Below are 11,815 nucleotides of genomic sequence, written 5' to 3' on the forward strand. Positions count from 1 at the left end.
GCGTCGACCGCGCCATCGAAATCGGCGTCGTCGACGAAGAAATCGAACCCTCACAAACCCGCGCCGTCCTCACCCGCGCACTCGCCGAAGCCCCCAACCGCCGCGGCCGCCACAAAAACATCCCACTCTGAACCGCCGTTCCCGGGGACACCAATCATGTGGACGTCGGCATACTTAATTGCGCTAGAAGCGATTTAAGCTGCCCACGCTCCACTTCTGTCAGGGCAGCCGTTACTCGATGTTCTGCACAGGTGACTTGTTGGCGAGCCATTTCAAGACGCTGCAGCCCTTGCCGGGTGAGTGAGGCGGGCAGCGTCCGGCCCTGTTCCGCGGATACCGGCCGCGTGACAAGCCCCTCATCCTGAAGCTGCTGCAGCACATCGAACATCGCCTGTCGGCTCACGCGTGCCTTACGTGCAAGCTGGGAGTTGGACGATCCAGGGTCCGCGTACAGAATCTGCATACAGATGAAGGCCGACAGTGACAGGCCAAGAGGTTCCAGCCCTACGGTCGCATGCCGCTGCAGGAGTGTTGCAGTGCGGGTGAGTAAATAGCCGAGAGGCACTCCCGGTCCACTGCTATCCGCCGATGTCACCAGGAGACTTGGCTATCACGACGCCAGGCGAGGCTCGATAGGTCCCGGCGTGTTCTCCCACTGGGTAAGAGCCTCCCGAACCAACGCGACGGTTTCCGGCGCCGATGCTTGAATTGCCTGCGGCGCCGGCCTTTCCCGGCGAGTCAGCCCACTGAGCGCGCCCTTACCCAATTCGACGCGAATATCTGCGCGGTATTGACGAAGCGACCGGGCGCAAAGATCCCATCGCACCTGACGAGTCAACTGCCGGACCAGCCGGTGTTTAAGATCCTGCGGTCCGATGACAAGCGCGCCATCGGCGTTCGACAGCAGCGGGTGCCGCGCCATCACCACGGGCGTGTTCTCCAACGCGGCACCGAATTCCGCCTCAGCGGACGCCATATACGGAGAATGGAAGGCCCCGGCCACCGGGAGCAATTTCACCTGGGTGTCGGCCGGAGGGTTGGCCCGCAAGTGATCTAGCTCGTCGAGCCGGCCGGCCGCGACCACTTGTCCGGGACCGTTCACATTCGCCACGAACAGACCGAGCTCCTCCACCGCGCGGGTAACGTCGCACAGGCCACCACCTACCACTGCCGCCATACCGGTGGGTTCGTGGTCGCAGGCACGGCGCATCGCCAGCCCTCGGAGCCTGGCCAGCCGGACGGCGTCGCGTGAGGTCATGGCACCAGCCGCCGCGGCGGCTGCCAGCTCCCCCACCGAATGACCGGCAAAAATCAGCGGGTCCGGCAGCGTCAGCTCATCGCGAAGCCGTTCGAACACCAGCAGCGAGGTGGCGACGATGAGTGGCTGAGCTATTGCGGTGTCGGTAATCTCGTCGTTCTCGGCCAGTGAGCCGTAGTAACGCAGATCGAGGTCCGCGGCCTCTGAGAATTCGTCGATCCGGGCCGATCCGGCATCGTCCAGCCAGGGCGCGATCATGCCTTTGCGTTGAGCACCCTGGCCTGGCATCACCATTGCAAACATGTTCATCCTCCTAGATCTGCTAGACCGAAGTGACGACGTCGACGTAGGCGAGGCGAGGTAGCCGCGGGTGCCAGGCATCCAGGCCGGGCTTGCCGATATTCACCACCGCCAAGGATTGGTGCACCCCATCGGGGAAGAACTCTCGGTCAACGGCCCCGGCATCGAATCCCGTCATCGGTCCCGCCGCGAGCCCGGAGGCCCTGATACCGAGGATGAAATAGCCAACCTGGATCAAGGCATTGGTTCTCGCCGACGCGGCGCGCGCATCAGCATCGGCGAAGTAGTCCTTGGCTTCGGGTAAATGCGGGAACTGGGTAGGCAGTTCCTCGTGAAAGTTCAAGTCGGCAGCAAGAATCGCTACCAAAGGGGCCGAGAGGGTCTTGGCCTGATTAGCGCCAAGCATGTGCTTGACCAGCCGTGACCGCGCTTCCCCGGAACGCACCAAGACAATTCGCAGCGGCTGCTGATTCATGGACGTCGGAGCGAACTTGATCAGCTCGTAGACGGCCTGTATCTGCTCGTCGGCGACCGGCTCGTCGGTGAAGGTGTTGGCGGTGCGAGCCTGACGGAAAAGCAGGTCCTGAGCGACGGCGGGCAGGGCCAGATATCCTTCCAGCGGCGACTCTTCAGGTACCGTTTTCCCTTGCAGTAGTGGCGAATCGCTGTCATATCTGACATGACGGGATTTGGTCTGCAACTCACCATCGACGCGGACAAGCACATCGTGAACCACACAACTCGGGTTCGCCTCCGCGGGCTTGCCCGGCCTGGTCTTGACCACCAGGCAGTACACGGTGGAGCGAATCTCATCGGTATCGATATATTCGAGGTCGATCATCGAGAAGTAGTGCCGTTTCTGCACCGGGTCGTGCTTACCCATCTCACGGAAGTCGTACAGGTCGTTGATGATTCCGGTCCGTGTAACACTGGCCGGTAGAGCGGTGGTGTGGTCGAAGATCGCGTCCTCGGTGAAGGTCGCCGCATAACCTTCGATGTCCTGCGCGTCGAGTCGCTGCATCTGTCTGGCGTAGAACTGCTGCACCTCGATGTAGAGGCTCGTGCTGATGTCAACGGTCGTCACGGTCGGCTCCTTAGTCTCATACACCTCGCCTGGCACCTTCGGGTGTCGCCAGTTTCCTTAGCAGAGCTCGAATCTCGGTCAAGGGCACTACACCCGGGCTTGACCGGAGCTATAGCGGAGCCGTGCATAGTCACCTTCATGACTTCGACAACGACTCGTAAAGTTGCTCTCATCACCGGCGCGACCAGCGGCATGGGTTTGACGATCGCGCAACACTTGGCGAAACAGGATTTCGCGGTCTTCCTCTGCGCTCGCAGCGAGGAGTCACTCAGCCAAACAGTCAAACAACTACAGAACGACGGCTACGAGGCCGACGGGGTGACCTGCGATGTCACCTCGCCCGAGCAGATACGTGCCTACGTCGCCGCCGCTGTGGATCGCTTTGGGCCGATTGATATATTGGTGAACAATGCCGGTCGTAACGGCGGCGGGATCACCAAGGACATCACCGACGAACTGTGGTTCGACGTCATCAACACCAACCTCAACAGCGTTTTCCTGATGACCAAGGCGGCACTCACCACCGGCGGGATGCTCGACCAGGGCTGGGGGCGAATCATCAACATCGCCTCGACCGGAGGTAAGCAGGGCGTGCTGCACGGCGCACCGTATTCGGCGTCTAAGCACGGGATGGTGGGATTCACCAAGGCTTTGGGGCTCGAACTAGCGAAGACCGGTGTCACGGTGAACGCCGTGTGCCCCGGGTTCGTCGAGACGCCGATGGCCGAGCGGGTTCGTGAAACCTACGCCACCTTGTGGGGTGTGGACGCCGAGGAAGCAGGTAAACGGGTCGCCGCTCGTGTGCCCATCGGCCGGTATGTGGACACCGAAGAGGTAGCGGCCATGGTCGACTACCTGATCAGCCCCGGCGCCAATGCGGTGACCGCTCAGGCCCTCAATGTCTGTGGCGGCCTGGGCAATTACTAAGCCCTTCGCCAGGCAAGTATGCGCCGCTGCTGCTTGCCGCCCTGCTGGAGTGCGCCGATCAACGTCAGCTTATCGCCATCGAAGTCGTACTGACGTGTCTGCACAGTGCCGGCCCAGGCGGGGTTGGAGCAGACCGTAATCCGGTGCAGTACTAGCGGTCCGTCAACCTGCCAGTGCCCGGCGTATCCCATGAACGGGACTGCGCCGGGCACTTGTTCTCCGCGCATCATGCTTACCGACAGCGCGCCCTCGGCCCCGTAGTAGAGCAGACCGATAGGCGATTGACCGAGTGGCCCCTCGCCAGTGGCGCCATTCTCATCGAGGTCGTAATAGGACTCCAGCCGCCACTGCCCCACGAAGTCACGGGGCCGGACGGGCTCAGTCTCACTGGCGTGCATGAGCAGATCCGCTGCGGGCGTGCGCCGTCACCAGATCATCTAGCGCCGCTGCTAACTCGTCAGGTTTGGTGATCATGGCGTCATGGCCTGTTTCCAGTTCGCGAACAGGTTCACCGGCCGGCGGATAGGAACGTGGCATCAACTGCTTCCGCAGAGACGTCCAGGCCTCGCCGCCACCGGAACAATGGATATGAACCCGCGGGACACTCTGCAGCTGTTCCGGATTGCCGAGCCGCAGGACATCGGTGAAGGTGCGCAATGACTGCGGGCTCTGCATCGAACGCAACCAGCTCAGATCGGGCTCGTCGGTTACCCCGTAGCAGCCCTCGACCCCTGGAGGCATGTCGGCCACCGGCACTCGCCAGCCGTCACCTTCGGCCTGCGCCGCATCCGCGAAAGCCTGAACATTGACCGGAAGGATGTCGGCGACGGCCTCACCGTCGTACGCGACGAATGTATCCAGATACACCAGTAAGGCTATGCGGGAGGGGATTCGGTCTGCGACTGCCGTCACGACGACGCCGGCATAGCTGTGCCCGACCAGCACGACGTCGGTCAGGTCCTCATCCTCGATCAGCCCGGCGATATCGTTCACGTGAACATCAAGACCCACGTCCGGGCCCAGTTCACCGGCCCTGTCGCCAAGCCCCGTCAGCGAGGGCGCGTAGACCGCGTGGCCGGACGCCTCAAGCACAGGGGTCAGCCGTTCCCAGCACCACCCGCCATGAAATGCGCCGTGCACCAATACATACGTTGTCATGTCTAAGCCTCCATGGATTCTGACTGCACCCCCACCAGCGGCGGGGGTATGGGTTCAGGCCGCAGGCCTTGACCTATGACCCGGGCGATAAGCCTGGGCAACATGGGAAATGCCCGGATCAGCCGTATCAGGAGCGGCCGCTCGGCGGGCGGACGGCCAGCGGTCGGATAGAGATCAGCCAGCAGATGCAACTGCGCCCACTGCACTGCCCGCACCGGATACTGGCGGCGGCGTTGCACGCGAGCGAGCTGCGATACCGAGGGCCTGGCGCCGGAAGCCAGTACCGGGCCCAGTATGCGCGCCGCAGCGATGGCATCCTGCACGGCGAGGTTGATACCGACACCACCGGCGGGCGACATGGCATGTGCCGCATCGCCGATCGCCAGCAGGCCCGGCCGGTACCAGCGCCGCAGCCGGTCCACGCGTACGTCTAGAAGATGAAAGCTGCTCCAATCGCATAGCTCCTCGGCCAGCCTGCCGGCGAACGCCGGATAGATCCCGGCGATCGCTGCCTGCAGTGCTTCGAGGCCATTACGCCGAATCTGGTCATAGCCGCCCTTGGGGATCATGTACGCGACCTGCCAATAGTGTTGACGGTTGAGGCAAACGATGAAATAGCCCCTGCCGCTGCGCACCGCCGGAATCACATCGTCGGCCTCGCGACTCACCCGGAACCACAACACATCCATCGGTGCCGTGGAGGCCGCAAGGTCAAGCGATCCGGTGGTCCGCACGAGTGACCGCCGTCCGTCTGCGGCGATGACCAGTGTGGCCCGGATCTGCAGCGGGCCGTCGGGGCTGCTGCAGAGCACACCCACCACGTCCTCGCCATCGTGAATCAGTTCCGTGGCCTGAGCTTGTTGTAGCAGTTTGAATCCCGGGTACCGGCGGGCGGCAGAGGCGATGAAGTTCAGTACGTCCCACTGCGGCATGAACGCGAGATACCGGTACCTACCGGGTAGCCCCCGAAAGTCCGCAAAGAGCAACTGGCCGGAATCTGTTGCTATCGGTAGTGTTTCAGCTTTGGCATGAGGAAGGTCGAGAAACTGGTCGATCAGACCCAGTTCATCCATCGCCTGCAGAGTTGACGGGTGCACTGTGTCGCCACGGAAGTCACGGAGAAAGTCCGCATGCTTCTCCAGAACGGTGACGTCAAGACCGAATCGGGCCAGCAGCAGACCGGCCATCAGCCCGGCCGGACCGCCGCCGATCACACACACGTCGACGGCTACGCCAGGCATTCGGGCACCTGGCCATCGTTGTAGCTGACCATGTCATCGAACGCGGCGATCACATCGAGCGGCGCCCCGAGGTCACCGTCTCGCGGTTCCGCACCCTGTTCGGCATAGGCTCGGTACAGGTTGCCCACCAGCCGTTCGGAGTCGATCAGCCCCGCGAAATCGCCCAGCTCGGCACGGCGAGCGGCTTCGAGGGGCCCAATGCCGTCGGCAGACCCCTCGGCCGCCAGACGCTGGATCCAGGTCAGGTACGCGATCGTCTGCTCGAATACCTCGGGCCCGGTGAGCGGACCATGACCACAGACCACGGTCTCGGCACCAAACTGAGCCAACTCACCGATAACACGCAGCGCACCCTCGACCGAGCCCATCAGGTTGAACGGGGTCGCACCCGAAAGCACGATGTCACCGGCGAACAGAATCTTGTCCTGCGGAAGCCACACCACCGCGTCGTTGGTGGTGTGCGCCGGGCCGAGATGAATCAACTCGGCCGCCCGGTCCCCTATATGCAATTGGAGCCGATCGGAGAAGGTCACCGATGGCAAAGTGACTCTGACATCTCCCCATTCGACCTCGGGCCATAGTTGGGTTAGCGCAAGGCCCGCCTCGTCCATCTCGATCCGGGCGCGTTCATGAGCGATGATCATCGCCTGCGGGCCAAACATGTGATTGCCAAAATGATGGTCGCCGTGGAAGTGAGTGTTGACCACGGTGCGTCGCGAGCCAGGAGCTAATCCGTCAACCGCCGCGACCAGCCGCCGATTGCGGCTTTCCGTGGCCAGGGTGTCGACGACGACCGCGCCGTCCGGACTCGCCACGATTCCCGAGTTACTGAGGCACCAGCCCCCGGGCAGCTGCAGATAAGCGTAGACACCGTCCGCGATTTCGGTGATCCGGTCGGTGCCCCGTGCCGCCAGCCCCGAGGTCAACTGAGGTTTTCCGCGAGAGACTCTGCCCAGTACCCGGCATGGGCGAGGGTAGCTTTGCTATTGGCACCCAGCGCGTTTCGCAAGTATTGCTGAGCATCGCCGATACCTTGGCCAGCACCCAGCACAGGGGCTATCGCCGCCGGGTTGATGGCGACCATGTGTCGGGAGGTGGCGACGGCGCCGTCAGGACCGTCTGTGAACTCCCACACCCCGCTGTGTCCCAGCAGCAGCGCTGGCGGTAGTTGTTGTTTGTACACAATCTTGTTCGGGCTGAAGCACAGTCGCACCGACCGGGTGGTATGACTGCTGCCATCTGTGGTGACGGTGTCCATCTCCATGTCCTGCACGCCATCCGCGGTCTCGACCAGGTCGACCCGTCCAACATGCGGTAACCGCTTCGGCCACAAGTCGCTGCGCTCTACGAACGTGTAGATGTCGGATGCGCTTCCCGGCAGCTGCACGGTGTCCTCGAACACATGGATGATTTCCCCAGGCACGTAACCGCATTCGGCCACCAGACCCAATGCGGTCAGCTCCTTTTCGCTATTGGTATTGACTGCCTTGATGATGGCGGCCTGAGCGGCATCATCGCCCGCCACCGTGAAGTGATGGTCCAGCACCACTTTGGTGTACCCACCGGGCAGATCTGTGAACCTCCAGCTCCCACCCATCGACGTAATGGGCGCTGCACTGCGCTCCTGGGCGAACTCGACAAGCTTGGCCTGTGGATCAAAGCTCCTCCGCGATACCCAATCTCGCACCGAACCATTGACTGTCGCCCAGATATGAAAACGCTCGCCAGTGTCGCTGCGCTCGAGCAGGTCCACGTGCACCGTCGGGCCGAAGATAACCGGCCAGCGGGTCACGTCCGCCACCAGCGAGTAGACCACCTCTGCGGGGGCCGCTATCTCTCGCGAGTGCGTCAACGTATGCGTTACCGGAGAAGTCATGCCGCACCGGCCAGCTGCGTATTGATGACATCCAGCATCTGTTGCGGCGTAGTCAGGTCAGCCAGCTCCTCTTCGGCTATATGCACGCCGTATTCCCGCTGCAGCCGGGCAGCGGTTTCCATCAGGGCCAAGGAGTCGTAACCGAGTTCTTCGAACTCAATCGTCGCACTCTCTGGACTAATCTCGCTGTCGTCCTCGCCACCGGCGCAGGCAACCAGGATCTTATGCAGCTGAACAAGCGTTACTTCGGCCATTTCTCTTCTCCTTTGCTGATTTTCGTGTTCAACGACGCACGACTACGGCGGAGTTGAAACCCCACCGGCCCCGCGCCAGTATCAAGGCGGCCGACAGTGACGCCTCACGTGGTTGACCCTGCACAAGATCAAGCTGATAGCGCTCGGGAATATCGGTGGTACCGACAGTGGGCGGGACCACTCCGTCCCGCAGAGATAGCAGTGCCGTCGCCACATCCAGTGGCCCGCCAGCGGCATAGAGCCTGCCGGTCATCGACTTTGGCGCAGTCACCGGCACGCCGTATGGCGAGAACACCTCCACGATGGCCGCTGCTTCCGCGGCGTCGGCGCCGGTCACACCGGCCGCGTCGGCGAACACCACATCGATATCGGTCGGTGTCAGTCCAGCATCCGCGATCGCCATCTGCGCCGCACGGGCCAGTCCGCTAGGCAGACCCGATCCCGGGGCCGGGTCGAAGGTGGAGGCATATCCAGCGATCTCACCGTGAATGTTGGGGGCATTGCGCGCCTCCGCTGCATCCGCGTCTTCGCAGATGAGGATGCAGCCCCCTTCGCCCGGCACATATCCGTTGGCCCGCTGATCGAACGGCAGGTATCCCTGCGTAGGATCAGTCGCCCTGGTGACATTCCCAGTCGAGATGTGCGAGGTCCAGCCCCATGGGTCAAGAGCCGAATCCGCGCCTCCGGAGACCACCAGAGCGGTACCACGCCGCACCGTACGGCGCGCATGTCCGAGAGCATCCAGCCCGCCGGCCTGCTCCGCCACCAAAGCACTACTAGGGCCACGCATTCCGTGCCGAATCGAGATCTGGCCGGTATTGACGGCATAGAACCAAGCAAACGATTCGTACACACTGACGTGCTCCGAGCCCTGGGACCACAGCTTCTGGAACTCCCGGTGCGTGAACTCGAAGCCACCCGAGGCAGTCGACGTGACCACACCCATCTCGTAGTCGGTGAATTCCTCCGGATCCACCTTGGCATCGCCCAGAGCCCACTCCGCGGCCACGAGGGCCAGCCGGGTTGAGATATCGGTCTGCGGAAGGAGCCGTCCGGGCAGCAGCTCCTTGGCGTTGAAATCAGTGAGCTGTCCCGCCAAGGTGCTCGAATATCCGGAAACATCGAATCTGTCGAGAGTCGAGATTCCGGTATGCCCGGATACTGTGGCTTCCCAGTAATTTTCGGTACCCAGACCATTGGGGGCCAACACTCCCATACCCGTCACCAATACGCGTTTCATGCCGATGCTCCCAACATCTCGGCCGGACGGCTCAGCACCATCGCGGTCTGAAATCCACCGAATCCACTGCCCACGGTGAGCACATGCTCCAAGTGGTGGTCGCGTGCGGTGATGGGGACGTAGTCCAGATCGCACTCCGGGTCTGCCTCGTGCAGATTCGCGGTCGGCGGAACAACCTGGTTCTTAAGCGCCAGTAGCGAGGCAGCGATCTCGACGGACCCGATAGCCCCCAGGGAGTGGCCCACCATGGACTTGATCGAGCTCACCGGCGTGCGATACGCATGCTCGCCCAAACTGCGTTTGAATGCCGCCGTTTCGTGGCGGTCATTCTGGCGGGTACCCGATCCGTGGGCATTGATGTAGTCGATCTTGGTCGGATCGAGCCGTGCCTCGTCTAGGGCAATGGTGATGGCTTCGGCCATCTCCCGCCCATCGATCTTCAGCCCTGTCATGTGATAGGCGTTGCAGCGGGTGGCGTATCCGGATACCTCTGCATATATCTGCGCACCACGAGCCCGTGCATGTTCGAACTCCTCCAGCACGAACATCGCCGCACCCTCAGCCAGCACAAAGCCGTTGCGAGAACCGTCGAAGGGGCGAGAACCGGTTTCCGGGGTGTCATTACGCGTGCTGGTGGCTTTGATCGCGTCAAAGCAGGCCACCACGATCGGCGTGATCGGAGTGTCCGCGGCGCCGCTAAGCATCACATCGGCACTGCCCTCACGAATCAGCGCCACGGCATGGCCTACCGAGTCCAGCCCCGAGGTGCACCCGTTGGACACCATCGTCACCGGACCCTGCGCCCCCACCGTCCAGGCCACCTCGGCCGGCATCACGCTGGGAATCATGTAGTCAAACATGTGGGGGGACACCGCTTTCGGGTCCGAAAGCCAATTCCGCCCCGAATCCGACAGCACGAGGTACTCCTGCTCCAAGCTGGTAGCCGCCGCCACGGCACTGCCCAGGCTTACCCCAAGTCGATAGGGGTCGAGCGTGTTCACATCCAGTCCACTATCGGCCACGGCCTCGCGGCTGCAGACCACCGCGAACTGGGTGGCCCGGTCCATGCGCCGAATCTCTTTGGGCGACAAACCCTCCTGCACTGCGTCGAAATCGGCCTCACCGGCGATCCGAGACCGATACGGCGACGCATCGAAGTAGGAGATGCTTCGGGTCGCGGTGCGTCCAGCGGCCAGCAGTTTCCAGAACTCGTCGGCGCCGCGACCACCCGGTGCGCGTACACCGATGCCGGTGATGACTACTCTTCGCTCCATCTCCCACCTCTCAGTTTGTGTCGGTATTGATGTCAGATACATTGTGGGGAGCCACTACTCAAAGACGGCTCAAGCTGTCGAATTCGAGATCAAACGGCCGCGGCCGGGGCAAAAGGCCAAAAAAAATCCACCAGCATTGCTGGTGGATTTAGCTGTGACGATTTCCTTATCAGGAAACCTGAGACGTCAGCCCCGTGACGGTATGCGGAATTAGCCCGGTAAGGAACCGGCCATGTTCGGTTTTCATTCGGTCGGCTACGGTGTCATCGGACGAGGCCAAAATATCGCCGTGCAGTCGCTGCAATTTCACACAGGGTTCCAGCCCGAGCCCTGCAGCCAACGTTTTTCTCGCCAGCTGGAATACCCCGAGCGCCTTATCCCGCCAGCCCGCCAGACATAATGCATACATATAGTACGCATACAGTCGCTCGTGATACGGGAACCGAGATACCCAAAGCGCAAGATCAATCGCCGCTTCCCGATACCTTTCGAGACGTAATTGAGCCTCAATGCGCAATTCCAAATTGGCTAGAAATATACATTCCACCTGATCCTTCTCTGATGCCAGGAGTCGTCCGACTTCGATATCAACAAACGCGGGACCGGTCCATGTCTTTTCGGCGTTTACGTACAACAGGACGGCCTGATGATCGTTTCCCGACTCCTTGGCGCACCGCGCCGATTCGATCAGACTTTGGTATTTACGCAGGTCAAGGTTAATATCTTGGGGGCTGAACAGGTAGCCCATGTTTTTTGTCTGCAACATGGACGAGGCAACCTGGGCCACACTCATGTCAAATTCTTTGGCTATAGTCTTGCGTATACTGAGGATATAGGTCTGCACCACTGTCGTTGCACTCTTGGGTGGCTCATCGTCCCATAATTCGTCGATAAGTACGGCCGCTGGAACAAAACGCCCGGTCCGAGCCAGCAGCATCGCAAGAACTTGACGTTGTTTTTTTGCCGATGGCGTCGCGTCCCGCTCGCCCGATGAAAGAGAAGCGGTCAGTGACAATGGACCAAGAATATTAGCGTCTGCACGTACAACCATTCTGCACTACCTCCGCGTGATACCATTCAGGGGCACGTCAGTGTGCTTCCGATTTATTGTTTCTAGAACCTCTCAGGTTCTTCCCAGCCTAACTGGGTACGCGCGTGACCGCTTAGCGCATGCGTTACCGTACGATTAACTTCGTATGATAT

13 protein-coding genes and 1 pseudogene are annotated in these 11,815 nt (G+C 61.6%); 1 reads left to right on the forward strand and 13 read right to left on the reverse strand.

Features of this window, described 5'->3' with window-relative positions; translation table 11 throughout:
* Positions 1-154 precede the first annotated feature (154 nt).
* From MLB1_RS00005 to MLB1_RS23965, 4 genes and pseudogenes are all read right to left on the reverse strand, one after another.
* Positions 155-595, reverse strand: a complete 441-nt coding sequence (locus MLB1_RS00005; protein ID WP_358147061.1) for a MarR family transcriptional regulator — start codon at positions 593-595, stop codon at positions 155-157.
* A gap of 15 nt (positions 596-610) precedes the next feature.
* Positions 611-1,561: an ACP S-malonyltransferase gene (locus tag MLB1_RS00010; protein WP_180747726.1), complete on the reverse strand. Its 951-nt coding sequence runs from the start codon at positions 1,559-1,561 to the stop codon at positions 611-613.
* 19 nt (positions 1,562-1,580) lie between these two features.
* On the reverse strand, positions 1,581-2,177 hold the full coding sequence (locus MLB1_RS23960) for a malonic semialdehyde reductase (protein ID WP_255485651.1): 597 nt from the start codon (positions 2,175-2,177) through the stop codon (positions 1,581-1,583).
* Positions 2,178-2,249: 72 nt separating this feature from the next.
* Positions 2,250-2,678: pseudogene (locus MLB1_RS23965) on the reverse strand (nuclear transport factor 2 family protein); the annotation flags it as partial.
* 102 nt (positions 2,679-2,780) lie between these two features.
* Between MLB1_RS23965 and MLB1_RS00020 the strand changes: the two are divergent.
* Entirely contained in the window at positions 2,781-3,569 is a 789-nt protein-coding gene (locus tag MLB1_RS00020) for an SDR family NAD(P)-dependent oxidoreductase (protein ID WP_180747728.1), read from the forward strand.
* On the opposite strand, the gene MLB1_RS00025 is transcribed toward MLB1_RS00020, so the two are convergent.
* From MLB1_RS00025 to MLB1_RS00065, 9 genes are all read right to left on the reverse strand, one after another.
* Positions 3,566-3,967, reverse strand: coding sequence for a lipocalin-like domain-containing protein (locus MLB1_RS00025; protein ID WP_180747729.1), 402 nt, complete (start codon positions 3,965-3,967; stop codon positions 3,566-3,568). The genes MLB1_RS00020 and MLB1_RS00025 overlap by 4 nt on opposite strands.
* Positions 3,954-4,727, reverse strand: coding sequence for an alpha/beta fold hydrolase (locus tag MLB1_RS00030; RefSeq protein WP_180747730.1), 774 nt, complete (start codon positions 4,725-4,727; stop codon positions 3,954-3,956). The genes MLB1_RS00025 and MLB1_RS00030 overlap by 14 nt, the downstream gene beginning before the upstream one ends.
* A 2-nt stretch (positions 4,728-4,729) precedes the next feature.
* A complete protein-coding gene (locus MLB1_RS00035) occupies positions 4,730-5,968 on the reverse strand; it encodes an FAD-dependent oxidoreductase (RefSeq protein ID WP_180747731.1) in 1,239 nt (412 codons plus the stop codon).
* Positions 5,956-6,894, reverse strand: coding sequence for an MBL fold metallo-hydrolase (locus MLB1_RS00040; protein WP_219602497.1), 939 nt, complete (start codon positions 6,892-6,894; stop codon positions 5,956-5,958). The genes MLB1_RS00035 and MLB1_RS00040 overlap by 13 nt, the downstream gene beginning before the upstream one ends.
* A complete protein-coding gene (locus MLB1_RS00045) occupies positions 6,891-7,844 on the reverse strand; it encodes an aromatase/cyclase (protein WP_180747732.1) in 954 nt (317 codons plus the stop codon). Before MLB1_RS00045 ends, MLB1_RS00040 begins: the two co-directional genes overlap by 4 nt.
* Complete coding sequence (locus MLB1_RS00050) at positions 7,841-8,098, reverse strand: acyl carrier protein (RefSeq protein WP_180747733.1); 258 nt, start codon at positions 8,096-8,098, stop codon at positions 7,841-7,843. The genes MLB1_RS00045 and MLB1_RS00050 overlap by 4 nt, the downstream gene beginning before the upstream one ends.
* A gap of 28 nt (positions 8,099-8,126) precedes the next feature.
* Entirely contained in the window at positions 8,127-9,338 is a 1,212-nt protein-coding gene (locus tag MLB1_RS00055) for a ketosynthase chain-length factor (RefSeq protein WP_180747734.1), read from the reverse strand.
* Positions 9,335-10,612 carry a beta-ketoacyl-[acyl-carrier-protein] synthase family protein gene (locus MLB1_RS00060; RefSeq protein ID WP_180747735.1) on the reverse strand — a complete coding sequence of 426 codons (1,278 nt, stop codon included), beginning with the start codon at positions 10,610-10,612 and terminating at the stop codon, positions 9,335-9,337. Before MLB1_RS00060 ends, MLB1_RS00055 begins: the two co-directional genes overlap by 4 nt.
* A 169-nt stretch (positions 10,613-10,781) precedes the next feature.
* Complete coding sequence (locus MLB1_RS00065; protein ID WP_180747736.1) at positions 10,782-11,663, reverse strand: AfsR/SARP family transcriptional regulator; 882 nt, start codon at positions 11,661-11,663, stop codon at positions 10,782-10,784.
* Positions 11,664-11,815 lie beyond the last annotated feature (152 nt).

Source organism: Mycobacteroides sp. LB1, assembly GCF_013449725.1.
In the GTDB taxonomy this organism is placed as follows: Bacteria; Actinomycetota; Actinomycetes; order Mycobacteriales; family Mycobacteriaceae; genus Mycobacterium.

Bases quoted from the DNA above. Each gene is read 5' to 3' on its own strand.
- MLB1_RS00055 (WP_180747734.1), bottom strand. From the start codon at position 9,338: ATGAAACGCGTATTGGTGACGGGTATGGGAGTGTTGGCCCCCAATGGT.
- MLB1_RS00020 (WP_180747728.1), top strand. From the start codon at position 2,781: ATGACTTCGACAACGACTCGTAAAGTTGCTCTCATCACCGGCGCGACC.
- MLB1_RS00010 (WP_180747726.1), bottom strand. From the start codon at position 1,561: ATGTTTGCAATGGTGATGCCAGGCCAGGGTGCTCAACGCAAAGGCATG.
- MLB1_RS00050 (WP_180747733.1), bottom strand. From the start codon at position 8,098: ATGGCCGAAGTAACGCTTGTTCAGCTGCATAAGATCCTGGTTGCCTGC.
- MLB1_RS00025 (WP_180747729.1), bottom strand. From the start codon at position 3,967: ATGCACGCCAGTGAGACTGAGCCCGTCCGGCCCCGTGACTTCGTGGGG.
- MLB1_RS00045 (WP_180747732.1), bottom strand. From the start codon at position 7,844: ATGACTTCTCCGGTAACGCATACGTTGACGCACTCGCGAGAGATAGCG.
- MLB1_RS00060 (WP_180747735.1), bottom strand. From the start codon at position 10,612: ATGGAGCGAAGAGTAGTCATCACCGGCATCGGTGTACGCGCACCGGGT.
- MLB1_RS00030 (WP_180747730.1), bottom strand. From the start codon at position 4,727: ATGACAACGTATGTATTGGTGCACGGCGCATTTCATGGCGGGTGGTGC.
- MLB1_RS00065 (WP_180747736.1), bottom strand. From the start codon at position 11,663: ATGGTTGTACGTGCAGACGCTAATATTCTTGGTCCATTGTCACTGACC.
- MLB1_RS00035 (WP_180747731.1), bottom strand. From the start codon at position 5,968: ATGCCTGGCGTAGCCGTCGACGTGTGTGTGATCGGCGGCGGTCCGGCC.